Annotated in this window: 16 protein-coding genes and 1 pseudogene; 7 read left to right on the top strand and 10 right to left on the bottom strand. The window is 35.3% G+C overall.

Going from position 1 to position 25426, the window contains the following annotated elements:
• Nucleotides 1-692: 692 nt before the first annotated feature.
• Nucleotides 693-2414 (bottom strand): sensor histidine kinase, encoded by a 1722-nt coding sequence (locus F6K40_RS25370; protein ID WP_293139876.1) that lies wholly within the window; start codon nt 2412-2414, stop codon nt 693-695.
• A gap of 590 nt (nt 2415-3004) precedes the next feature.
• Here F6K40_RS25370 and F6K40_RS25375 point away from each other — a divergent pair.
• The 4 genes from F6K40_RS25375 to F6K40_RS25390 all read left to right on the top strand — a co-directional run bounded on the left by F6K40_RS25375 (nt 3005) and on the right by F6K40_RS25390 (nt 9236).
• Nucleotides 3005-3139, top strand: a complete 135-nt coding sequence (locus F6K40_RS25375; protein WP_293139877.1) for a hypothetical protein — start codon at nt 3005-3007, stop codon at nt 3137-3139.
• Between the two features lie 470 nt (nt 3140-3609).
• Complete coding sequence (locus F6K40_RS25380; RefSeq protein WP_293139878.1) at nt 3610-5034, top strand: NB-ARC domain-containing protein; 1425 nt, start codon at nt 3610-3612, stop codon at nt 5032-5034.
• 1249 nt (nt 5035-6283) lie between these two features.
• Nucleotides 6284-7819, top strand: coding sequence for a tetratricopeptide repeat protein (locus tag F6K40_RS25385; RefSeq protein ID WP_293139879.1), 1536 nt, complete (start codon nt 6284-6286; stop codon nt 7817-7819).
• 43 nt (nt 7820-7862) lie between these two features.
• Nucleotides 7863-9236, top strand: coding sequence for a tetratricopeptide repeat protein (locus tag F6K40_RS25390; protein WP_293139880.1), 1374 nt, complete (start codon nt 7863-7865; stop codon nt 9234-9236).
• Nucleotides 9237-9424: 188 nt separating this feature from the next.
• On the opposite strand, the gene F6K40_RS25395 is transcribed toward F6K40_RS25390, so the two are convergent.
• From F6K40_RS25395 to folE, 6 genes are all read right to left on the bottom strand, one after another.
• A complete protein-coding gene (locus tag F6K40_RS25395; RefSeq protein WP_293139881.1) occupies nt 9425-9709 on the bottom strand; it encodes a type II toxin-antitoxin system RelE/ParE family toxin in 285 nt (94 codons plus the stop codon).
• Nucleotides 9706-9957, bottom strand: a complete 252-nt coding sequence (locus F6K40_RS25400) for a CopG family ribbon-helix-helix protein (RefSeq protein WP_293139882.1) — start codon at nt 9955-9957, stop codon at nt 9706-9708. The genes F6K40_RS25395 and F6K40_RS25400 overlap by 4 nt, the downstream gene beginning before the upstream one ends.
• Nucleotides 9958-10051: 94 nt before the next feature.
• Complete coding sequence (gene yidD / locus F6K40_RS25405) at nt 10052-10501, bottom strand: membrane protein insertion efficiency factor YidD (protein WP_293139883.1); 450 nt, start codon at nt 10499-10501, stop codon at nt 10052-10054.
• 726 nt (nt 10502-11227) lie between these two features.
• Entirely contained in the window at nt 11228-11371 is a 144-nt protein-coding gene (locus F6K40_RS25410) for a hypothetical protein (RefSeq protein WP_293139884.1), read from the bottom strand.
• Between the two features lie 27 nt (nt 11372-11398).
• Nucleotides 11399-12838, bottom strand: coding sequence for a phosphoglucomutase/phosphomannomutase family protein (locus tag F6K40_RS25415; RefSeq protein WP_293139885.1), 1440 nt, complete (start codon nt 12836-12838; stop codon nt 11399-11401).
• A 1010-nt stretch (nt 12839-13848) separates the two neighbouring features.
• Nucleotides 13849-14580 carry a GTP cyclohydrolase I FolE gene (folE, locus tag F6K40_RS25420; protein WP_293139886.1) on the bottom strand — a complete coding sequence of 244 codons (732 nt, stop codon included), beginning with the start codon at nt 14578-14580 and terminating at the stop codon, nt 13849-13851.
• Between the two features lie 1236 nt (nt 14581-15816).
• Here folE and F6K40_RS25425 point away from each other — a divergent pair.
• Nucleotides 15817-17188: pseudogene (locus F6K40_RS25425) on the top strand (IS4 family transposase).
• A 758-nt stretch (nt 17189-17946) separates the two neighbouring features.
• Here F6K40_RS25425 and F6K40_RS25430 read toward each other — a convergent pair.
• Together F6K40_RS25430 and F6K40_RS25435 are read right to left on the bottom strand one after the other, a co-directional pair.
• On the bottom strand, nt 17947-18921 hold the full coding sequence (locus F6K40_RS25430; RefSeq protein ID WP_293139887.1) for an acetyl-CoA carboxylase carboxyltransferase subunit alpha: 975 nt from the start codon (nt 18919-18921) through the stop codon (nt 17947-17949).
• A 495-nt stretch (nt 18922-19416) separates the two neighbouring features.
• Nucleotides 19417-20658, bottom strand: coding sequence for a M16 family metallopeptidase (locus tag F6K40_RS25435; protein WP_293139888.1), 1242 nt, complete (start codon nt 20656-20658; stop codon nt 19417-19419).
• Nucleotides 20659-21033: 375 nt separating this feature from the next.
• On the opposite strand from F6K40_RS25435, the gene F6K40_RS25440 reads away from it, so the two are divergent.
• Together F6K40_RS25440 and F6K40_RS25445 are read left to right on the top strand one after the other, a co-directional pair.
• Nucleotides 21034-21888 carry a type ISP restriction/modification enzyme gene (locus F6K40_RS25440; RefSeq protein WP_293139889.1) on the top strand — a complete coding sequence of 285 codons (855 nt, stop codon included), beginning with the start codon at nt 21034-21036 and terminating at the stop codon, nt 21886-21888.
• Between the two features lie 112 nt (nt 21889-22000).
• The gene (locus F6K40_RS25445) at nt 22001-22360 is read left to right on the top strand and encodes a type ISP restriction/modification enzyme (RefSeq protein ID WP_293139890.1); all 360 of its coding nucleotides are present in this window, start codon (nt 22001-22003) and stop codon (nt 22358-22360) included.
• 600 nt (nt 22361-22960) lie between these two features.
• Here F6K40_RS25445 and F6K40_RS25450 read toward each other — a convergent pair.
• The gene (locus F6K40_RS25450) at nt 22961-24784 is read right to left on the bottom strand and encodes a CapA family protein (RefSeq protein WP_293139891.1); all 1824 of its coding nucleotides are present in this window, start codon (nt 24782-24784) and stop codon (nt 22961-22963) included.
• Between the last annotated feature and the right edge of the window lie 642 nt (nt 24785-25426).

Genomic DNA, 25426 nt, shown 5'->3' on the forward strand with positions numbered 1-25426 from the left:
CGTCTAAATTTGGACTAACCTTTAGCTCGACTGACCTAAGGTCAAAAGACCACATAACACCAAGGTCTAAAAGTGGTGACAACACCCTTAAAAATCAACAACTTTTGCGTCGACAAGAGTTGTTGATTTGGAAGGGGTATAGCCAATAGAAGAAGTGGGATGCAGCGCTTTGGAGTAGTATAATGGGATGCAGCGCTTTGGAGTAGTAGAATCGGTAATTCTAGGCTTAATGAAATAAAGTCATAACGCACCTGAAACGGCAAAAGAATAAATGCGTCTAAATTTGGACTAACCTTTAGCTCGACTGACCTAAGGTCAAAAGACCACATAACACCAAGGTCTAAAAGTGGTGACAACACCCTTAAAAATCAACAACTTTTGCGTCGACAAGAGTTGTTGATGTAGTAAGTAACACCAATTCCCAAACATAATGCAAGACGTTGCTCAAAACTTCAGTTATTAACTAACAAGTAAGGTTCAGCAATTTTTTTTTACAAAAAAAGGCAAAACACGAAGATATCTTATTTGCTAAAACCTTACTCATTAATACCAATTTAGATGTATTAATGCTTAACTTAGGAAACACTTCAGTTATTAAGTAATTAACACGATAAAAATCAATTTTTTGTTAATTTTAGTCTACTTAATGTTAATTATTATTATTTTTACTACTCCCCTACTCCCCTACTTTTCTACTGAACTGGGAAGAAAATAGTCATTATTTCTCCTTTAGTTGGTCGTTGTCGAATTACTAATTTTGCTCCTATTGCTTGAAACAAATTTTTAGTCACTTTTAAATTTAAACTCAGACTACCTGTTTCTGGTTGAAACATTAATAAAGGACCTATAGATTTCAAAGGTGTTTTTGTGGAACTGGTGAAAGGTGAGCGACTTTTTTCACCAAGATTAGAATCAGATTTAAGTTGTAATTTTAGTTGATTACCAGCTAACATTACTTCGACTTGTATAAGACTGCTAGGGGGTAAATTTCGGGAGAAATTTTCAATCAAATTTCCTAATACTTGGTCAAGGATGGTAGGGTCACTAATAACAGTTGGCATTTTGGGAGGTAAAATAACTTTTAAAGTATGATTTCTTTGAGTTGCTTTTTGTTGCCAACGGGGAATACTATTTTGAAAGACTTGAGCTAGAGGAATAGTTGTTAATTGTAGATATGGATGTTGTTGTTTGAAGGGTTGCTGAGTTTCTAATTCTGCTGCTCTAAAAATTAGGTTAAAACGTTCTATTTGAGAGGTACATTCAGCATCAATCATTTGTAAACGCTTTCTCATTACTTCTTGGTTTAGATTAGGACGTTTTAATAAAAGGCGAGTTAAAGTCTGAATTGTTGCTAAAGGGGTTTTGACTTCATGAGCGATCGCTTGTAATAATTCCACATCAGGAGATTTAAAATTTTCAATATCAATAGTAGATTTGCGTGATTTAGTAGTTTCTTTTTTTTCTCTATTTTTGCTATAAATATTGATTTCTAATGTTTCATTTTTAGTATTTGCAATTGGTAAGTTAGACAATAATAAACGACTAAATTCCATCACTATTTTGTAGTCAGGAGCAAGGGGGGAAAACTGCTCAAAAATATTATCTAATCTAGCTAATTGTTGAGAATATTGATGAATAAAATTTTGATATTTATCAAATTTTTCGGAATGAAAATATTCTGGCAATACTATTCGTTTCTGCAAGACAATCCATGCTTTTTTGACTATTTCTGGGTCAAAAGAAAAGAGGAAGGCTGGTTCATTTTTTTGATTTTTTCCTAAGACCATAATCAAACTAAATTCTGCAGTTAAAACTAAACAAAACTGTTCATTTGTTATTGGGTCTTTTGTAGATAAAGGTAATATTGGTATTGCAGTAGGTAAGGAATTAATACTGTCTGCTGCTGGTAATAAAGGTAAGGTTTGCCATCTCAGCATGGATAACCAGTCTAAAGATTCTGGTATTTCACTGGTAAATACTGAAGTATAAAAACTGTTAGTTAAAGCAGGATTTGTTAAGACAGGAGTAGGACTAGATAATACTAATCCACGATATGATTTGAGATTAGAAAGTAAGGAATTAGAAGTAGGGAATTTTGATTGGGTTTGAGATTCCAAATTTTCTAGTACAAGAGTAGTTTTTTTGATTTTTTTGTCTTTATGAGTTTTTGTTATCTCTTGATTTTTTAAATCTTGAGAATCTGAGATTTTTACGGAATTTTCTAGTAGTTGATTAATCGTAGCAATGGCACTGTACCATTCCTTTTGAGCCTTTAAATATAAATCTTGATTTCTCTGTATTATCGAAGGAGAAAGATTTTCCCTTGCTAGTTCTATTTCTATTGCAGACAAATCATTGTTTGACTTTTCTTGGACAAAAATGTCACTTAAAGTTGGTAATATATAGTTTTCCATTTTTTTTTAAAATAAAATCCATAAATTTTAATCTATTAATCTATTTAGTAATAAATTCAGACCTTTACCGAATAATTAATAATTAAATAATTCAGCTTTATTATCTTCTTAAGGGGAAAATAATAAATTTTTTCCTTTTGCTCAATCCTCTCCCTAAAAGGGAGAAGTAATTATCAATTATTCATTATCCATTATTCATTATCCATTATTCATTAATGAAAGAGGCTTTAATATTCTCTGATTGGCTATATTTATAGAAGTAGACCTTACTTAATACTTAGGGTATCGGTATTAAGCCATTATTTATGTTGGTATAACCGAACTAAATCACCGCAATATCCCCTAAGAAGGAGTAGGGAGTAGGGAGTAGGGAGTAGTAATTCTGGAAGTAGGGAATAGAAAATCAGAAAAACAACTGTACTTCACGTTTCTTGAGAATTGCTATTAATAGGGACTAGGGAATAGAAAATCAGAAAAACAACTGTACCTTACGTTTCTTGAAAATTGCTATATTTATCTATGAAGTTGCACTTAATAAAAGATGAGAATATAGAAATTATAAATAGTTTGTAACATTTTATCGTAGGGGTTTGGTCTCCAAACCAAATCGAATTTCTCGCCATAAATGCCACGCCCATCTAGATTTATATCCGAGTTTAGATGCAATTTTTAAACAGTCTCCTAATGTAAAATTTTGGGAGCGTTTATCTTCTAAAATACTGTAATAAATCTATACCTGACCGAAAAATAAAGGTTTAAAACCTCTCCTTTCAAGGAGAAAAAAGCGGTCGGCAAGCGGAGCAGTCCGTTAGGATGGGATGGCGTTTTCGGCTAAGAGAAGAAAAAAATTTTCTTTTTAACCAATCCTCTTCTTAAAAGGAAGAGGTAATTATTAATTATTAATTGTTAATTATTAATTATTGAAGATAGCCATAATATCTTTGAGTTTCTATTAGTTCGTCAACAATAATTTGATTTTCGGGAATGACATAGAAGTTGTTCATTTTGTTGAATTTATATTAATGTTCTACAACTTCTATCCTCAGTTAAATAAATAGGTTTTTAGAGTCGAATTAAGCTACATTTTGGTCTCATTATCGGCACTGATAGAAAAATTGAGTCAAAACTGAGCCAAGTGAATTTTGGATAAATGTTATAAAGTAAAAGATGTCTAAATTCAGTAGAAAAAATAAATATGGCAGCTACTATTGCAGCATCAGAAAAAGGTCTGAAAATTATTGATATGGCTAGAAAAAAGAAAGGTTGGAATAAGGCTGAAAATGCCTGGTGGGGATTGGCTAAAACTTCCAAAGCAACACTAAAACGGTTTTGGCAAGGAATAGCAATTCAACGAGAAGTATTTATCAATATTTGCGAAACTGTTGGAGTTAATTGGGAAGAAATAGTAGACAATAACCCATTATCTCGAAGTAAGAAAAAAGATTTTTTTGCTTATGATTATGCTTGGGTAGGACGAGAAAAATTAGTTGCTGAATTAACTGAAAAAATTCAAGATACTTGTCGGGTTACTATTATTGTTGGCATTGCAGGTATTGGGAAAACGGCATTAGCTGAAAAAGTAGTATCAGAGCTAGATTGGAATCAGTTTCACCTAGAAAATTTTGAACCTGCTGCCAAAACTTCAGATTTTGCTAGTGTGGCGAGTCGCTGGTTGGAAATGTGGGGCGATCGCCTCCAGGAGGAAGATCGCAGAGATACCCGCAGATTATTAAATCGGTTAGTGAAGCGGTTACAGGATAATGAATATTTGATATTGATGGATTCTGTGGAGAATATTATGGAGGGAAATGAGGAGGAAGGTTGGAATAATTTCCGGGATGAATGGTGGGGGAAATTTTTTGAGAGTTTGTTTGCAGCAGAGTCTTGTCAAAGTCGAATAATTTTAACTTCGCAAGATTTACCCCATCAAATACCAGAACGTTATAAAAATTTTTGGCACTGCATACCGTTGGGTGGTTTAGCTGATTCGGAACAGTTGGAATTATTTGAGAAAACTGGGTTAGAGGTAGATACAGATTTATCGACTCGCCAATATTTACAACGTATCGGTGCTGCTTATGAAGGTCATCCTCTGGCGTTGCGTGTAATTTCTGGGGAAATAGGTGCTAAACCTTTTGATGGTAATGTTGTAGCTTACTGGAAAAAATACGGCTATGAAATAGAGGAGGTAGAAAAGGCGATCGCTGAAGCTAAGAGTCAGGGAATAAGGGAGGGTGCTGAGGACGAGTGGAATTTGGATCGATATACTCGCAAGCTCCGAAAAAATGTGCGAGAGCGGTTGGAAAAAACTTTTGGCAGACTGAAACGGGATACGATAAATAGTTATCGGTTATTATGCGAGGGTTCGATTTATCGTTGTGCAGTAACAGAAAAGTTTTGGTTGAATCATTTGCAAGATTGGGATTGTGATCAGGATGAAGCAGATTTAGCTTTGGAGATTTTGCGCGATCGCTTTTTGGTTGAGGAGGTTGTGGAAAATGATGATGTGTTGGTTAGGCAGCATAATTTAATTCGTAGTGTCGCACTGGAACACCATAAAAAATTGGAGGAGTATGAGCAAGACACGGATTTTGCCACGGATGCACGGATTGTGAATTAGAGTAGATTGAGATTAGCGATCGCTATTTCTTGAGATGTTCGCTATTTTCACAGAATTAGGAGTGCTAGAATTCAAAGGGCAAGACACGGATTTGGCCACGGATACACGGATGGTGAATTAGAGTGGATTGAGATTAGCGATCGCTATTTCTTGAGGCGTTGGCTATTTTCATAGAATTAGGAGTGCTAGAATTCAAAGGGCAAGACACGGATTTGGCCACGGATACACGGATTGTGAATTAGAATATATTGAGATTAGCGATCGCTATTTATTGAGGTTTTGGCTATTTTCACAGAATTAGGAGTGCTAGAATTCAAAGGGCAAGACACGGATTTGGCCACGGATGTACGGATGGTGAATTAGAGTAGATTGAGATTAGCGATCGCTATTTCTTGAGGCGTTGGCTATTTTCATAGAATTAGGAGTGCTAGAATTCGGCTAGACAGGGATTTTGCCACGGATACACGGATTGTGAATTAGAATATATTGAGATTAGCGATCGCTATTTATTGAGGTGTTGGCTATTTTCACAGAATTAGGAGTGCTAGAATTCAAAGGGCAAGACACGGATTTTGCCACGGATGTACGGATGGTGAATTAGAGTAGATTGAGATTAGCGATCGCTATTTATTGAGGTTTTGGCTATTTTCACAGAATTAGGAGTGCTAGAATTCGGCTAGACACGGATTAGGCCACGGATACACGGATTGTGAATTAGAGTGGATTGAGATTAGCGATCGCTATTTATTGAGGTTTTGGCTATTTTCACAGAATTAGGAGTGCTAGAATTCGGCTAGACACGGATTTGGCCACGGATACACGGATTGTGAATTAGAGTAGATTGAGATTAGCGATCGCTATTTATTGAGATGTTCGCTATTTTCACAGAATTAGGAGTGCTAGAATTCGGCTAGACACGGATTAGGCCACGGATACACGGATTGTGAATTAGAATATATTGAGATTAGCGATCGCTATTTATTGAGGCGTTGGCTATTTTCACAGAATTAGGAGTGCTAGAATTCAAAGGGCAAGACACGGATTTTGCCACGGATACACGGATTGTGAATTAGAATATATTGAGATTAGCGATCGCTATTTATTGAGATGTTCGCTATTTTCACAGAATTAGGAGTGCTAGAATTCAAAGGGCAAGACACGGATTTTGCCACGGATACACGGATGGTAAAAGTGCCACAATTAAAAGAGTGTCAAGAGTTGAAAAAACAATTAATGAATCAATAGAACAATGACAAAGATTACACCAAATGGCGAATTAGTATTGAGAGAAATTAGTCTCGAATCAGAAACTATTAAGTCAATTAAACCACGTTGGAAAAGGACTCAGTATCGGGCAGTTGTTAACTGGTTAACGGAATATAAACCCCATGCAAATGCTTCTAATTTGGAAAAGGTGAAGGGTTATTTGGAAGCTTTTTATCATTTGTGTCAAGCAGAAGATTGGGATAGGGCAAGTCAATTAATTTTTATTCGTCTTAATACTCCTACAAAACAAGAATTTCACAAGCAACTTTACACTTGGGGATATTATCAAATACAAATTGAAATTTACACTCAAATTTTGAATTTTATCGAACTAAATCTCCAAACAAAAGCGACTATATTAACGAATTTAGGAAAAGCAAATATCGCCTTAGTAAATTTTGACCAAGCCATAAAATACCTAAAACAAAGTTTGAGAATTGCTCAAAAAATTGAATCTCCTGAAGAAGAGGAAGAAGTAAGAGGAAATCTCGGTCGTGCTTATCTATCTAAAGGAAACTTTGCTGCAGGAAAAGACTTGATGGGAAATTTTGATGCTGCGATAAAATTTGATCGAGCATGGAATTACTTTCAGCAAAGTTTAAAAATTAGCCGAAAAATTAAAGATAGCTACAGAGAAGGAAGAGCTTTAGGAGGAATAGGAACTTTTTATGCTGTTAGTCAAAAGTATGACCAAGCTATTGATTATTATCAAAAGCAATTAGCTATAGGTAAACAAATTCAAAATTTAAGTCTCGAAGCAAGAGCTAAGTGTAATTTAGGAATTGTTTATTGTGAATTGAAAAATTATGAGCAAGCAATTGAATTTTCTCAGTCAAGTTTAGCTATAGCTAGAGAACTTCAAGATAGTCAGTTAGAAACTGGAAATATAGAAAATTTAGGATTAATTGAGCGTCGCTTAGGAAATCATGCTAAAGCAATTGAATTATCTCAAAATCTTTTAGTAACGGCAAAAGAAACAAATAATATTTCAATAGAAAATCTAGCATTAGGAGACTTAGCAAAAATATATTATTCACAGGGCGATGGTGAGAAAGCAATAGGCAATTATGACAAAGCTATAGAAAATTATAAACAAAGTTTATCCCTTGTAAATAAACTTCAATCTTCCCAGGAAGAAACAGTATTATTTTTGAGATATTTGATACTTTTGAATTTAGGAGAAATTTACACAGCCAAGAAAGATTATGTGAAAGTTGTAGATTATTGTAAAAATATTTTTTTTATTGCTGAAAAAAACAAAAGTATTGAAGGTTTAATCTTAGCAATAATTTGTTTGACTAAAGTATATCAACAAAAAAAAGATAGCCGACTACTCATCAAATCTTATCAAGGGTTAGCTTTAATTATGATTAGAGCTGTTTTTTTGAAATTAGTATTAAAGTTAATAGATTTAATAATAGTAGGATTTTTATATTTAGCAGTTTTTGCTTTAGCTATTTTAAGCCCAGCTATATCAATCGTTTTTATGATTTTCAAGTTCTGGAGAAATCTTATATAAATCAAACAACATACAAAAATCAATAAAAATCAGGAAAATAGAAATGAATAATATTACACCAACCCCTGAATTAGTTTTAGAAAAAATAGGTCTCGACTCAGCAACTATCAAGTCAATCAAACCAAGTTGGAAAAGGACTCAGTATCGGGCAGTTGTTAATTGGTTGACAGAATATAAACCCCATGCAAATGCTTCTAATTTAGAAATAGTTAAGGGTTACTTAGAAGCTTTTTATCATTTGTGTCAAGCAGAAGATTGGCAAAGAGCTACGACAATTATTGATATTCCTCTCAATACCCCTACTAATGAAAAATTACGGGATATATTAGGAACTTGGGGTTACTATCAACAACAAAAAGAAATTTTTGACCGACTTTTCGACAAATTAAATTCTGAGTGGGAATGTATTTGTTCAAATGGCTTAGGTCGATATTATTATTCTACAGGTAGATATGAATCCGCAATTAATTACTTTCATCAAAGTTTAGTAATTGCTCAAGAAAATCTGCCGACTGAAAAACAAGTAAACATACTAATAAATCTAAGTTCTCCTTATCAGGAAATAGGAAATTATCAAAAAGCTATAGATATTTTATCCGAAGCTTTGAAAATTGATAAAACAATAAATAACAGTCTGGAAGAAGGTAGCATATTTATCAACTTAGGTAGTGCTTATGATTGTATAGGTAACTATTCAAAAGCAATTGATTTTCAAACAAAAGGTTTAGATATTGCTAGGGAAAATGCAAATTACTATCAAGAATGTATAGCACTTGGAGGTATGGGAAATAGTTATTTTTCTCTGCAAGATTACCACGTGGCAATGAGTTATTACGAACAACAATTAAAAATAGCAGAAGAAATAGGCGATCGCCAAAGTATTAAAGCTGCTTTAGGCAATATTGGTATTATTTACCGCTTTCTCAAAACATACCCTGAAGCTATTACTTATCTTGATCAAAGTTTAGAATTAGCAATAGAAATAGGTGATTTGAATGGAGAAGGAACTGCTCTAACAAATCTAGGTTTAATTGAAGTTGAATTAGGAAATTTAACTCAAGCAAAAGAGCATTTTGAAAAAGCTTTAAACATTGCTAGAGAGATAAGCGATCGCCGAGGTGAAGCTATTACATTATTTGGTCTGAGTCAGTATTATTATAGATGTGGTAAATTTCAACAATGTATTACTGCCTCTCAAAAATATCTGAAGATAATGGCAGAATGTGGAGTAACAATAAATGCTTTACCATTGCCAAGATGGTTGAAATCATTCTTAAAATTCAGTCAAAGAGGTAGGTTTCAGCTAACTTTATTCCTCTTATTTGTATTGATAGGATTTCCCATTGCTATAGTTGTATTTTTTATAACTACATTATTTTGGGGTTTATATAATAAGCAGAAATCTATCAAAAATTAGTTCTGTAGTTCTGTAGGGTGTGTATCGCTGTGCAACATGAAAGCGCACCGAAACATTTTGGGCGGTGCGTTAATGATAATGTAATGCACCCTACTGAATAGCTTTTCCCAATATTAAAATAATCCTCTGTACAGAAGAGCGATATAGCTGCCGCCACCATCCTCCGCCAACGCTACTCCCACCAAAATTTAAAAACCTTCTGGCCACTTTCTAGCACCATGAATAACTGCTAAAATCTCTAGGCGATCGCCCCTAACTCGATATGGCACAATAAACGGCGTGTCTATAACAACTAATTCTCTCGTACCCGCTACCTTTCCTAGTCTACCCATCTCAGGATACTGAAGCAATCTATTTATTGCATTTTCAATCCGCTCTATGGTATCTAGGGCAGCATCAGGGTTATTAGTTGCAATGTACTCATAAGCATGGTTGAGATCCTCCAAGGCGAGGCGAGTCCAAACTATCTTCATTGTCGCCACCTTGCTAAAGTAGCAGCAACTTCTTCATCACTTGCAAATTCATTAGCATCTGCCTGGCGTAAACCTTCTTTAATATGCTCTACCTGCCATTCTTGCACTTGCAAATAATCATTACTCGCATCATTTTCTACTACTTTTACCCGATCATTGAGAATCTTTTGTAATGCTTCTAGTAATCTCTGTTGATCTGTAAAGGAAAGATTATATACTTGATTTAGTACCTGTTCGTAAGTAAACATAGACTATCAATTTATTTTTAAGTTGATCTGTTTCCTACTATATCATAATTGTAGCAATTTGATGCAGGATATTTGCTCAAAATATCCATGATAATTATCCACCACAACTACCACATTCTAATTCTGGAATACAACCATCACATTCTAATTCTGGAATACAATTATCACATTCCAATATTTCATAAGTGCAACAATCAATATTTTCTATAGTCTTGCTACAATTTGATTTTCTCTTATCCCTATCTTTTAATTTCAATTTAGGCGGTTTATTTTTTACCAAATTTTCTTGAGCTTTCAAATCTTCTTGATTTTCAGAATTACTAACTGCCTGTAACTTCAAAATTTGATTAGCTTCTTTGCAAGCTTTAAACCTTTTATTTGCTGCTGCAATAGCTCCCGAAAAATCTTGTTCTATAAACATACGTTTAATGTAATTGGAACAAGACTCATCACCATACAATATTCTATAAGCACAAGAAAAACCTTTTCTAGGAGAAACATATTGTTGATATCCGTTAATTAAAGCAACAGCAATTTTATTCATAAGTTAAGCAATAAATTTTTATCTTAGACGAACTTATATAGCACCACATTAATTATGGCTTACTGATTAAATCTAAAAGTCTTGAAAGATAAAAGTAAAAGCATTTTTTTGATCAAACAAATTACCGAACAATTAAGGTATAAAGCCTCTCCATTCATGGATAAAAAAGCGGTTGTTTGCTCGCAGTCCGTTAGGATGGGATAGCGAGGTCTCCCGCTCTTGGAGAGTCGCGAACGCTTTTCATGTCGCGCAGCAAAACGCCATATCCAATCAACCAAGAGAAGAAAAAAAATTCCTTTTAGGCAATCCTTCTATTACAGAAGGGGTAATTTTAATTATTAATTGTTGAACAGCTTTCTGGTTGCTGAAGCTAAAAAAGTTAGCATCAAAGTCAGAATAATTGAATAAAAATTAAGGGATACTCATATCAACCTATCTCACTATTCTAAAAATGCTTATTTATTTAAGTAAAATTTTCCTCAAAAGCTCAATTTTTCGTTTTTATCTTTAAGAATATTTGGGCTTTTCAGCAAAAATATTATTAGTGGCATAGGTTTATCTATATCTTCAAATTTATAACAATATCATGTCCGCTTAATTAGCAAGTAAAAGTATGAAATAATTCGTCAAAAAATTCTAAGTTTTGTCTTTTCATCCCATTTTTGTAGGGGGGTTTGGAGACCAAACCCCTACAATCAAATATTACAATATAAGCGCGGATTGCTATTAATAAAAGTGAATAAATTCTGGTTGTCCTGCATAGTAATGGTGAAAATATATACTTTTTAATTTTTTTCTGTTATTTCTTCCCACACTCCCCACACCTCCCACACCTCCCACACTCTCTCTACCATTATTATACACCACCACCGAAATTCTTTCTATCCCTCCTGACTCCTAAATACTATTTGCCCAATTTTTCGCCCATTCCAAAGTTTGCTTCACTTTCTGCATATCCGCAGCTTCACAATAAAGTCGCAAAACAGGTTCAGTACCACTAAACCGAATCAATAACCACCTACCATCAGCTAACCGAAACTTATACCCATCTATAGTCAAACAATCAACCACTTTTTCTCCCGCAACCTCAGTCACAGGATTATTTGTTAACTCCTCCAAAAGTCGCCCTCGCACCTCCATATTAGGCAAAGGCAAATCTATCCGATCATAAACCGAACTAAAACCCGTTTTTTCTTGCAACTGGCGATAAATAACACTCAAATCTTCACCAGACATCACAACTGCTTCCAACAAATAGAGCGCCGACAACAAAGCATCCCTCTCCGGAATATGAGTACCATAACCAATACCCCCAGACTCTTCACCACCCACAAGCACCTGAGTAGACAACATCCTGTCAGCAATATACTTATAACCAATAGCAGTTTCAAATACCGACATCTTGTATAACTCCGCCACCTTCGGAAATAAATCAGAACCACTAATAGTCTTAACCACCTCCCCACTAAACCCATGTCTAGTTGTTAAATGTTCAATCAAAATTGGAATTAAAATTTGAGAACTCAAAAAATTCCCCTCACCATCCACAGCAGCAATGCGATCGCTATCTCCATCAAACACTAACCCAATAGCTAAACTTCCTTGATTTGCTGCTCGATAACTTTTAATTTCCTTGAAAAGTTTACTTAAATAACGAGGCAAAGGTTCAGGCGCCCCACCATCAAATAAAGGGTCTCTATTACCATTAACCTCTGCAATTTCTACACCTAATATTTGTTGTAAACCTCCAGCAGCAGCACCGTGCATTACATCTGCAAAAACTTTTAATTTTCCTTCATTAATCGCCGACTTAATTTTGTCAATCTCTACCATTTTTTGTAGAGCTTCACAATAACTAGGCCAAGGATTAAAACTTTCTATTTTACCTTTTTCAACCCCATCTTTTTCAAATTCAACTGTTAATAAATCTTCTATTTGTTTAGTTATTTCAGGAGGCACCGAACCACCAAAAGCACCCTTAACTTTTAACCCTAAATATTTCCCTGGATTATGACTAGCAGTCATCACAATTGCCCCAAGAGCTTGTTTTTGAAATGCTGCCAAACTAAAAGCAGGAGTAGGAGCATAACTATCCGTTAACAGAACATCAAATCCTGCATTTTGAACAGCTTCAGCAGCTACCTGAGCAAATTCTTCAGCCATAAATCTCCGATCGTGACCGACAATTACTGTTTTACTATTATTAGTAGAATCAGCATAATTTTTCTCTAAAATTTGTGCTGCAATGGGAGCTACTAAAGCAACTCTTTCAAAAGTAAAATCATCAGCTATAACACCGCGCCAGCCATCTGTTCCAAATTTGATTGGTTTAGCCATATCAGAAATCTCTTGATGTGTATATTTTTGTTGTCGAAGTTGTTTACTTTGAATCTTAGCTTGTCAACCCTGATTTGCTATAAATAATTGTATAAAAGAAGTGGGAAATAAAAAAAGTTACTAATAAAGAATTCAGGAGTCAAATCAATTCAAAATTCAAAATTATCAATTTGCTCATTATAATTTCTGCCTAAAGTCAGAGGCTTAAAATCAAGAAAATATTTTTTGTATTTTTCGTTTTCAATAACTAGGCTTGAATCCTTAATTAAACAATTATTCAATTAAGGAAGTAGCTCAAACTTTTGAACTTTGAATTTTGAATAAGGAAGTAGCTCAAATTTTTGAACTTTGAATGCGTGAATTTTGAATTCAAAACTTGAAATCAAGAAAATATTTTTTGTATTTTTCGTTTTCAATAACGAGGTTTGAATCCTTAATTGGCGTTGCTGATGCGTGGGTATGATTTGTATTTTTTGATAATTGCTAAACTATTAAATAACAACTATTTCAGATTGTTCAATTTTTATTTTCATACCTTGACTCAGCAACGCCCCTTAATTAAACAATTATTCAATTAAGGAAGTAGCTGAAATTTTTGAACTTTGAATGCGTGAATTTTGAATTCAAAAATTGTCAGAATTTCTTTGGGGAATTCTTTACGACTGGTAGATGTAGCTTGCTTCTAGTAAAGAGTAAAGGAGTATTAATTAGGTTTAATAACTCCACCAAATTATCAAATTTGCTATTCAATTAATGAGGGATTTATATCCGCCACTAATTGATTCTGACTCCTGTCTTCTGTATTCCTTACTCCTTGTTCTATTTCTTATTCCCATTAAATTCGATTGCTACCTATTAAAAAAGTAATCAGCACTCAGCAATCAGTCAAATTATTTTTTTAGCCTCAAGATGGGAATTTTAACCCCTCCTAAAAATCCTGCTTATAGAAGCAGGGGATTTTAACCAGAGTTATAAAAGCTGACAACTGAATGCTAAAAGCTGATAGCTATTTAAAAGAATGTAGGTTGATGGCGAATTAAGCTTAGGTATTCTTCTCTTGTTTTCTGATCTTCTTCAAAAACACCAAGCATGGCACTGGTAACAGTCCAAGAACCAGGTTTTTGAACCCCCCGCATTACCATACACATATGAGTAGCCTCAATTACAACTGCTACACCCTTTGGTTCCAAAATTGTTTGAATTGCCTCAGCAATTTGCCTATTTAGTCGCTCCTGGACTTGCAATCTACGAGAGTACATTTCTACAATCCTAGCTAGTTTACTGAGACCTACTACTTTTTGATTAGGAATATAGGCTACATGAGCTTTCCCCATAAAGGGTAGCATATGATGTTCACAAAGACTAAAAAGATTGATATCTCTAACTAGAACCATTTCGTTATGACCTTCATCAAAGATAGCACCATTGACAATTTCTTCCAGGGATTGACTATAGCCACCAGTCAGGAACCGCATTGCTTCTGCAACCCGCTTAGGAGTTTTAAGTAATCCTTCCCGCTCAGGATCTTCTCCTACTGATAGGAGCATTGTCCGTACTGCCTCCATCATTGCCTCGTTGCTCTCTTCAGCAGGAGGTTGTTGCCTAATTGATTGACCATTGGATGAGGAGCTACGGTCAGGTCTATAGGAAATTTTACCTGTTGCACCTGCATCAGGAGTTTTCAAACCATTGGTGCTTAGTGTGTTGCTAGGATTGGAACCGTTGGAAAAAGTTTGAGTCATAATAGATTCGGATCGGATTTCAAAAAAGCACGTTATATCTTGACCTAACTTATGCTAGGCCATTTAGCTTAGATCATAGTTCTTTGTTCATTGGTACTAATTAGTTTTAGTTATTAATGAGCGATGAACTATAACTAACTATGAGAGTTTTTCAATTTCTCTGCTTTGACATCCTCCTCGGCTGCGCCAGCGCGGGGATTCCTACTGAGCCGAAGCTCTTCGGTGGGTTGACGTTTCACCGACTGCTGCACCCGCCGCTCTTACTCCCCTCCAGGGAGGGGATGGGGCTGGGTTACACTTGCCTCCACGTCCATTTAATGTCTCGGACTGCCCGCCCGTGACTAATATATTTATTGCATTTTCATTATGGTCATGTTTGGCGCCACAATTGGGACAAAACCAATCTCTAACTGAAAGGTCTAACTTACCATCTTTAAACCCACAATCTGAGCTAACTTGAGATGCTGGCTCCCAACTACTAAATTACTCTAAAATCACGACCATATTTTTCCGCTTTTCCTTCTAATAATATCCTGAATGTTCCCTATCCTAAATCTGATATGGTTCTGGATAATTTGCGCTGCTCTATAAAACTGATACAAAGTGTCACATAACGTGACAATATATAGACACCCCTCTTGTCAAAATACTTGGTCATTAACGTTTGGCATGGATACTTCTATAATAATTATGCCAGAAAGTATGTCGTGAATACCTAATTACAGAAAATTGCAGATATTATGAGGTATAAACAGACCTCACCCTATTGGTCGAGGTTTAAATAAAACTATTGTGGAGTAGAGTAGATATCTTTCCTGCTAAACACATTGACAGCCTTATGTCTACTTAACTGATATGAAATTTGCTGTAAGATTGCTTTAATTAATTGAAAAAAAATAGTTATTGAGTTGAGTTGACATCTTTACTGCCATTATGCTAGGGTTATTTTCATTTATTCAAATTAGTTCTAAGCCTTAACAAGTTCTTACCGAATAATTAATTATTAAATAATGCACCTTTAAAGCCTCCTCAATAAAGAGGAAAAAGCTGTCGAGAGATGCTGAAGAAACCTAGCCATACCCAATCTCTCGTCGATCAAATAAATTTTTTCTTTTTAGTCAATCCTCTCCCTAAAAGCTATGCTTTATAAACATCTTTCTCTTTTCATAAAACTTGACAAAAAGAGTCAAGTGTGTATCTTGGCTGGAATCGCCTCTTGCCTCTAAAATCATAAATATGGAAAAATGGATATTGAAAGAGTTAGAAACAACAGACTTAGGAGACAAAAGAAGAACCAAGAGGTTGATGGAAATTGTCTCTAATTTAAGCAACTCACCGGAAGCGACAGTGCCAACGGCAAGTGGAACCTGGGCAGCGACAAAGGCCACATATGATTTTTGGGATTCGCCCTACATCAAACCATCAATGATTAGACAAGGACACATAGAGGCAACACAGAGGCGAATTTCTCAGCAGCAAGTGGTATTAGCCATACAAGATACCACAGAACTCAACTATTGCATTGCAAAAAGCACTATCGGGAGCCGGATATCTTGACAGCAAATATGCCAGAGGACTAAAAGTACATTCAGTCTTGAGCGTAAGCGACAAAGGATTGCCACTAGGCATACTTGACCAGTATGTTTGGGCAAGGGAAGTAGAGGAATTAGGAAAAGCAGAACAACGGAAAAAAAAAGCGACGGCACAAAAAGAAAGTCAAAGATGGCTGGATGCCTTAACCAAAAGCGAAGAGTTGCTCCCAGTATCAACAGAAGTGGTAACAATTGCAGACCGAGAAGGGGATTTTTATGATTTATTTGCTTGTCCTCGTCGCCCAGACTCAGAGTTTCTAATTCGAGCGAGCCAAAATAGGTGTTTAGAGTCTGGTAAGAAGTTATGGTCAGCAGTAGAGTCTGCTTCTATCCAAGGTGAAATGACAGTAGAGGTCAAACGCAATCCCAGTCGAGCAGCCAGAAGAGCTACCTTAAGTATTCGTTATACTACTGTGACGATTCAACCACCTCAGAATCGAGGTAAAAAAGAACAATTAGAGTCTCAAGAGTTACAGGCAATTTTAGTCACCGAAGAAGAAGCACCACCAGAATGGGAACCGATTCAATGGTTACTATTGACCACCTTAGAAATTAATTCTATTTCTGATGTAGAGCAATATGTACGATGGTACAGTTATCGTTGGCTGATTGAACGTTATCATTATGTGTTAAAAAGTGGTTGTCATCTGGAGCAGTTGCAATTGAAAACACGATTACGATTAGAGATGGCCTTGGCAACTTACAGTATAGTTGCTTGGCGTTTACTCTGGCTGACTTATTTGGCTCGTCATTGTCCTGATATTAGTTGTGAAGAGGTTTTAGAATCTTATGAGTGGCAAGCACTTTATGCGACAATACACAAACAGACTTATCCTTATCAAAAACCACCAACTCTTTCACAAGTAGTCCGTTGGATTGGACAATTAGGCGGCTTTTTAGCTCGAAAAGGAGATGGTGAACCAGGAGTTAAAGTTCTCTGGCGTGGACTAAGACGATTGGATGATATTTCAGAAACTTGGCGCTTTTGTCAAGACCTGGAACATCACGCTCGCTAGCTCCTTAGTGCTGATTAGATTGTTTGGGCTTGTGTTGGAGGGGTGCATGATTTTTCACCAGTACTATGGAGTAGTTGCAGAGGAAGGGCGATCTTGATAATTAGCGATCGCACCCATACTTATGCACACTTAACTCTTTTTGTCAATTTAGGGCGGTCGCTCTGTTATACACACTTGACTCTTTTTGTCAAGTTTTATGAAAAGAGAAAGATGTTTATAAAGCATAGCCCTAAAAGGGAGAGGTAATTATCCATGATCAATTATCCATTAATGAACTGTTTTATCTTTAAATTTCTCGATTGAGGACATAATTCATAATCAGGATAATATCAATTAACTACTATTAATCAATTTCAACATCATCCTGGGATAAAAACATCCTCTAAGATTTAGTTTAAGTTGCCAAGCTTTATCGAAATATGAAATTATCATTTATATAAACATGGAGAACCCTGGCAAAAGCAGACTTAAAATATTAAAGAACGAGCTGGTACGCTTATTGATTTTATTAATCAACAATGCCAGATAGGGTTAATTTATGTCTATTCTTGCTGTCAAATTTGTCAGACATAATTCATTCTTGTCTTCTCGAGCAACATTGTGATGTGTCGCCATAAAAACTTAAGCCAGAAAAATCGAATACAGGGTAGTGGAACATCCTGTCTTTGAAGCACAAGTACGTCGCATTAGACACTGGGACTCTGAAGCAAGGAAGCAACAGAGCTTAAATTATATTGGCAGGTTAGTTTGGCAGTATGTCACTTTTCCAAAAATACTCCCATAGAACGGAATTTTTGATAACGCTGTTTTCGGCGTTGTTGACTGCTGAACTCGCTTAAATCATCTAGACTTTTTACTATGGCCTTTTTTAAATTTTCTGCTGCCTGTAAAGGGTTAGAATGAGCTCCACCATGTGGTTCTGGAACTACATCATCAATAATCCCTATCTTTTTTAAATCCCAAGAAGTTATCTTTAAAGCTTCCGCTGCTTGAGAAGCTTTACTGGCATCTTTCCAAAGAATGGCCGCACAAGCTTCCGGACTAGCAACTGTATATATAGAATGTTCTAGCATCAGTAACCGATCGCCTACTCCCACACCTAAAGCTCCACCTGAACCACCTTCTCCAATTACTGTACAAATTATTGGTACGTCCAAATGAAACATTTGTCGTAGATTGTAGGCGATCGCTTCTCCTTGTCCTAATTTTTCGGCTTCTATACCAGGCCATGCCCCAGGAGTATCAATAAATGTCAAAATTGGCATTCCAAAGCGATTGCCATGCTCCATAAATCTAATTGATTTTCGATATCCTCCGGCTGTTGCCATACCAAAATTACGAGCTACATTATCTTTTGTATCTCGTCCTTTTTGATGACCAATAATTACTACAGGTCTACCATTTATTCTGGCCAAACCTCCTACTATTGCTGGGTCATCACTACCACCACGGTCACCATGTAACTCTATCCACTCATCACCGATAGCCTGGATATAATCAAGAGTACTTGGTCGTCTGGGATGGCGGGCTAACTGTAGTCTTTGTACAGGGGAAAGACTGCTAAAAATTTCTTCCCTTAGTTGAGTTGCTTTTGTTTCTAGTTGATGAATTTGCTCGGAAACATCTACATTACTATAATCTTTAGCTAATTCACGAATCTGATTTATACGGTTTTCTAATTCTGCCAGAGGTTTTTCAAAATCTAGTAGAATTTTACGTTCTGATTTAGACACACAAAGTTTCTGATTTTAAGTTGTACTATTAATTATTTGACATCCTCCCCAGCTATTAGGCGTGGAGATTCCTACTGAAGCTTGAGCTACTTCGGTGGGTTGACGTTTTATTAGGTGCTGCTCCCATACCTCTTGCGCCCCTTCCGAGAGGGGATGGTAGTCGGTTATGCTTGCCTCCTCGTCCATTTAATGTCTCGGATTGCCCACCCGCGACAAAAATACTATAACTCATATCTTCTTACTCGATCAATTAAAAAGTTGTCGGATTGGTGGGCGAGGCACCTACCCCAATTTTTCGGTAAGCGTAATACCAAATTCAAATTAGATATCATTCCTTATCAAAGTTCAAGTAAACTTTGTTTTGGTATACTTTAAACCCACCTTTTTTAAATCTAGCAGTTGGCGCGTGACTTTCGGGATTTAAATTTAGGAGCTTTAACAGGTTTACCTTTTCTGTTACCTTTTTTTAACTACTATTTTCTCAATTGTTAGTCACTATTTTTCCTGTCCAACAATTGAAATGTAAGGTTTAATGAAGTATTTACTAGCAACTTTTTGTATTTCTTCTGTGGTTACATTTGCTAGATTTTTCTGAAACTTAGCATCAAAATCTATGCCTAAATTTAAGATTTCATACCATCCTAAAAGTTGAGCGATTTGTGAGTTTGTTTGTTTGCCTAAAGCATACTGACCTAATAATTTGTTTTTACAAATTTGTAATTCTTCTTCGCTCAGTAAGTTAGTAACTAAACGTTCTATTTCTGCTTTTAATCCTGCCTCGGCGATCGCTGTATTTTCTCCTGCTGTACCTATATAAACTGTAAAGTTCGAGGTATAGAGACGGGTAGGATAAAATGCTGAAACATCATAAGCTAAACCTCTTTTTTCTCTTAATTCTACAAATAAACGACTTGATAAACCATTTCCCAAATAAGTATTAAGTAATTTCAGAGGAGCGTAGTCAGAACTATTAACTTTTGCTGCTAAATATCCAAGCATAATGATAGATTGCTGAGTTTCTTGATTTTTTTTTGCTGTGAAAGGTTGAGGAGTTATTGTTGGTAATTTTAAAGTTGGTAGGGTTGTTATTGGTGGTTGCCAATCTCCATAAGTTTGTTCAACTAAAGTGATGGCTTTTGCATGACTAATTTTACCTACTATAGATATAACTATATTATCTGGACGGAAGTAAGTTTTATGAAATTTTTGAATGTCGTTGCTGGTGATTTGAGATACTGTATTTTCTGTTCCTAAAGTTGATAAAGCATAAGGATGGTTTTGATACATCATCTCTCGTAATTGATAAAATGCAACAGTAAAAGGTTGCTCTAGTTGGGAACGAATACTTTGAATAGTTATCCGTTTTTCTAATTCAATTTCTGTTTCTGGAAAGGAGGGATATCTGATTATTTCTCCTGATAATTGAAAGATATTATCAAAGTCTTCTGATACTGTTTTTATACTCAGCAAAAAATAATCTGTTGTTGTATCGCTTCCTAATCTTGCTCCTACTGATTCAATTTTTTGAGCAATTTCTAAAGAGGATAATTTTTCTGTTCCTTTTGTCAAAACTGCTGCTAATAAATGGGAGATTCCTGATTGGTTTTTGGCTTCATAGCGACTACCTATTCCCAAGAATATTTTTGCTGATACAATATCAGCGACCATATTTTCTGTTGTAATTACAACTATCCCATTCTTTAAAACTGTTCGTTCTATATTTGTTTGATTAATCATTTTGAAAATAGGGAGTAGGAAGTAGGGGAGTAAGGGAGTAAGGGAGTAGAAAAACAATTGTACCTCAGTAACTTGAGAAACCTTATGTTATTACATTAAAGTCTTGAGGAAGTATAGCATTATTTTGGCGAATTGGTATCAGAAAAGGGAATAAGCAGTGGGGAAGTTAGGTATGATATATCTTCCTTCTTTTACTAAGATAGGGTGGCTGTAAAATTGGCAACGCAGGGAAGTGAAAAAAAAATTTATACTGAATACGGTTTATAAAGTATCCTTTTGGGGAGATGGTTAGAGAGGAATTTGAAAAAGGTACTTTTTTAAACTGTATTTGGTATCAATTATTAGTTAAAATCCTACGGAAGAGTTATGCTTTTCATGTCGCGGAGCAAAACAGTATTTCCGACTAAAAGCAAAACAGACGAAGCAGCTATATTTAAAATATTTTCTGTAGGCATAGTAACAAGTAGAGATGAATGGTTATACGACTTCGATAGGCAGCAGCTAGCAAAAAAAGTTCAGTTTTTTTGTGATTTTTATGAACAAGAAAAAGTTAGATGGAATAAATCAAACAACAAAAAAGTAATTAATGATTTTGTGGATAGAAAAATTAAGTGGACTTCTGAATTAGAAGAGCATTTACTGAAAAATTCTAGCCTAGAGTTTAATCCTGATTTTATAGTTACATCTACTTGGCGTCCGTTTACCAAAAAATATCTTTATCTGGCAAAAATTATCGTACACAGACTATATCAACAGGAACAAATTTTTCCTATTGGCAAAGATAACGTAGCAATTTGTTTGACAATTCATAAACAAGTTCCTTTTGTTGTTATAGCTACGAATTGTATTTGCGATAATGGAATTGGTTCAAGACTTTCTCAAATATTAACTCTCTACTATTACGACGAAAATGGAAATCGCCAAGACAATATTACCGACTGGAGTCTCGAAAAATTCCAAACTTATTACAACAACAAAAAAATCAAAAAACTCGATATTTTCCATTACACCTACGCCGTCTTGCACCACCCCACCTACCGACAAAAATACGAACAAAATCTCAAACGAGAATTTCCCCGCGTTCCCTTCTATGAAAATTTTCAACAGTGGGTAAAATGGGGAAAAAAATTAATCGACTTACACATCAACTATGAAACTATTATACCAATTACCAAAAGTAATGCTATACTTCAGCGACACTTCAAAAATCAAATATTTACCAAGATTTAAAGTCTGTTTTTGACAATTAAAGGTATGTTAGTATATATTTTTCCTACTTTTCCTCTCCCCACACCTCCCACACCTCCCACACTTCCCCACTCAATCATATATAGCATTCTTTTTGAGAAATGGTATTAAACCTTTTCCATTAACTCGTATCGACTTACCAACTCCCGACAACTCTCCCACTCCTCAACCAAAACTTAAAGCAGACAAAACCAAAGACAAAATATTGATAGACACCATCACAACATTAGAAAAAATTCCCAAAATTGCCTGGGAATATCGACTCGGAAACCGGAGTGCTTTGGAGTGGGTGTTAGATCAATACAAAGAGAAAAAACCCAGAGACAAAACCATCGCTGAAAAATTCAATAACTATCGTTTTGCTGACTATAAAGAAACTGTCATTGACCTACTAAAAAAAGTTTGTACCGTTAGTGTGGAAACTATGAAAATTATTCAGGAAATGGAAATTTAGGGGTTTGGTCTCCAAAACCCTCTTTCCAAAACGTTCCGATAAATTTCCCAGAAATCATAAATTTAGTCAGCAAAAATTCTTATTGCTCTATACGCAATAGAGATAAATCAGAAAGAGAAATTTTCGACTACCCTTTCCCACACCTCTAACTAACTTTTCCAGGAACCAGAAAATACTAACCAAAAATTTTTATTGCGTATAGCGCAACAGAGACAAATCAAAAATCCAAATTTGATTCAATCACCCCTAGACTTAGTTTCTCTGAGCAAAAATTTTTATTGCGTATAGCGCAACAGAGACAAATCAAAAATCCAAATTTGATTCAATCACCCCTAGACTTAGTTTCTCTGAGCAAAAATTCCTATTGCGTATAGCGCAACAGAGACAAATCAAAAATCCAAATTTGATTCAATCACCTCTAGACTTAGTTTCTCTGAGCAAAAATTCCTATTGCGTATAGCGCAACAAAGATAAATCAGAAATAGAAAAGTGATTAGAAACCAAATCCCTACAAACCGCCTCCGACAAATTTTTCCTCAAAAAACCAGAAAAGACTTGACCAAAAATTTTATATGCAATTATTGTCTCAATTTTTAACTTTTAACTTTTAACCTTTAATTTCCCTTCACCATCAATTTCCAACATTGTCTTCGGAAAATCTTTCTTTGTTAACTCCCGAATTAACTTAATACTTCGACCAAAATTATCAGGATAAGGAACCCCTTTACTATTCAAATGAACAGGCCAAATTTTCCCAGAAACAAAATCTCCTCTAGGATTAACATCTAACTCTAAAACCAAAGAATATCCCAACTTTCCTTTACTAGACAAAGTGCGATAACCCATAAAATTTCCCAAAGAATAAGCAATTAACTTTCCTCGATAAACTTCCATTGCTCTAGGTACATGAGGACCGTGACCTAAAATTAAATCGGCACCTTCATCTATTAACTTATGAGCAAATAAAACCTTATTACCTCGATTTTCACCAAAAAAATATTCAGTTTTATTCTTAACCCTTAAAGCTCCACTTCCCTCCGCACCAGCATGAACAGAAATAACAACAATATCCGCCTTTTCATCTGCTTCCTGCACAAGTTTCTTAGCAGAATCTAAATCAAGCATAGAATTATGATAACTATAATTACTAAAAGCAATAAACGCTATATTCACCCCTTTAACTTTCCGATAAACAATTTCTCCTTTTTTACCAACTGCCTGCATTCCTAAACTTTCAATATTTGCAATTGTCTCCTCAAAACCTTGCTTGAAAAAATCAAAAGAATGATTATTCGCCACACTCAATACATTAAAACCAGCATCTTTTAATAAATGCTTATAATCCGGTGGTGTTCTAAAAGCAAATACCCGACCACTACCCATTCTTTTGCGACTCCTTGGGTAACTTGTTAAGGTACTTTCAAAATTACCAAATACAATATCCGCATCTTGTAAAAGTGGTTTTACTGATGCAAATAACTCTTGTTTTCTTGGGTGTAATTTATTTTTCGGATAATTAGTACCTGGAATAATATCACCCACTGCTTTAATAGTGATTCTAGTATCAGGATTTATCGGAGATTTAATTGATGATAAAAGAAACTCAGAAACCTCTGATAAATCAAGTTGATTTTGAGTAGCTGTGACTTGAGGATTTAGTATAGTTTGAGGAGTAGGAATAGTTCCAGGAACTGACTGACTAAATTCTGCTACTGAAGTATTTGATTCAGATATTTTTGCTGGTGGATAAATATTTGAAATAATAGTATTTAGCCTGTCAGTTTGAGACTTAACAATCACAGTGGATATGGGAACTAATGCTATACTAATCGCACTTGCTAATAGCCAAATAAATTTATTCTTTTTATCTGAAGATTGCCTCTGAACATTGTGGGGAGAAAATAATTTTTCTGTTCTGGCAGAATTGCTTTTTTTTATAGCAGATTGATTGAGAGAAATAACAGAATTATCTACTTCCTTTTGTGGCTTTATCTGAATTATTTCTGAATTATCTGAAGTTGCTTTTTTAGATAAGTAAGGTAGAGTCAGTGTAGAAGATTTTTGGGAATAGTTTGTATTTTCTGGTTGCCACCAAATTGTTCCTACTCCTGCTGGATGGTATATTCTAGGTTCATGTAATTCAATTACTTCTGTCCACTCAGGAATTGTATGACCTAATCTTCGCCCATAAATATTCACAAAATCAATTGATGGTACTTTGAGAGCTTTCATTCCTTGATAAATTACTCTAATACAAGTTTCCCGAGCTGGTATTTCAGAGGCTTCTAGTAAAAGATGCAGATTGTTTGTCTGAATATTAGCCCTAGCTTTAACTCCTATATTGCTTAATGCTTGGTTAATGAGAAACGTGATTGCTGCAGGGTCTCCTTGTTTTGCTAATGTTAATATTTCTTCCTGACTCACTATTATTTTCCTCAGACTAAATACTTGTTAAATTTAATAATATTACTAAGTTATAGACTAATACAATTTCTCCATGAAGTTGCGCTTAGTAAAAGATATAAAACTATCAGTAAAATTCAGGTTCGGGTAATAATTATTAAGCGCATTGTTACAGAGAAATAGTATAACCACAAATCTAATCAAAACGCTTATTTACTTTTAAATGGTTAATCCAGCCCACTTTTTTCAAGTAAACATTTTTTGGTCACAATACGTCGCCATGGGAAGCCAGTTCTGCCTTCTATTTAATAATGGATAATGAAAACTATCTCTAATTATCAACTATCAATTATCAATTAAAAATTGACCCTAGTTCCAAACAAACAGGCTTGGCTTTGGTAACCCAAAGTTGAAGAAGTTTGGAATGGTTTTAATCCATCACGGCCAGGAAATTAAAAATCCTTTGGAACAACAGCGAAGAATTCGCCGAACTCGTCGGAGCGCTAAAAATTCACTACCGTAAGTGTAGATTTTTCGGTAGTGCGTCAAGGAAGTGTGGGAAGTGTGGGAAGTGTGGGAAGTGTGGGAAGTGTGGGAAGTGTGGGAAGTGTGGGAAGTGTGGGAAGTGTGGGAAGTGTGGGAAGTGTGGGAAGTGTGGGAAGT

This window comes from Okeania sp. SIO3I5, assembly GCF_010672085.1.
GTDB lineage: Bacteria > Cyanobacteriota > Cyanobacteriia > Cyanobacteriales > Microcoleaceae > Trichodesmium.

Excerpts from the sequence above, each read along its gene's own strand:
- F6K40_RS25370 (WP_293139876.1), bottom strand. The coding sequence starts at position 2,414 with ATGGAAAACTATATATTACCAACTTTAAGTGACATTTTTGTCCAAGAA.
- F6K40_RS25380 (WP_293139878.1), top strand. The coding sequence starts at position 3,610 with ATGGCAGCTACTATTGCAGCATCAGAAAAAGGTCTGAAAATTATTGAT.
- F6K40_RS25385 (WP_293139879.1), top strand. The coding sequence starts at position 6,284 with ATGACAAAGATTACACCAAATGGCGAATTAGTATTGAGAGAAATTAGT.
- F6K40_RS25390 (WP_293139880.1), top strand. The coding sequence starts at position 7,863 with ATGAATAATATTACACCAACCCCTGAATTAGTTTTAGAAAAAATAGGT.
- F6K40_RS25395 (WP_293139881.1), bottom strand. The coding sequence starts at position 9,709 with ATGAAGATAGTTTGGACTCGCCTCGCCTTGGAGGATCTCAACCATGCT.
- F6K40_RS25400 (WP_293139882.1), bottom strand. The coding sequence starts at position 9,957 with ATGTTTACTTACGAACAGGTACTAAATCAAGTATATAATCTTTCCTTT.
- yidD (WP_293139883.1), bottom strand. The coding sequence starts at position 10,501 with ATGAATAAAATTGCTGTTGCTTTAATTAACGGATATCAACAATATGTT.
- F6K40_RS25415 (WP_293139885.1), bottom strand. The coding sequence starts at position 12,838 with ATGGCTAAACCAATCAAATTTGGAACAGATGGCTGGCGCGGTGTTATA.
- folE (WP_293139886.1), bottom strand. The coding sequence starts at position 14,580 with ATGACTCAAACTTTTTCCAACGGTTCCAATCCTAGCAACACACTAAGC.
- F6K40_RS25435 (WP_293139888.1), bottom strand. The coding sequence starts at position 20,658 with ATGATTAATCAAACAAATATAGAACGAACAGTTTTAAAGAATGGGATA.
- F6K40_RS25440 (WP_293139889.1), top strand. The coding sequence starts at position 21,034 with ATGTCGCGGAGCAAAACAGTATTTCCGACTAAAAGCAAAACAGACGAA.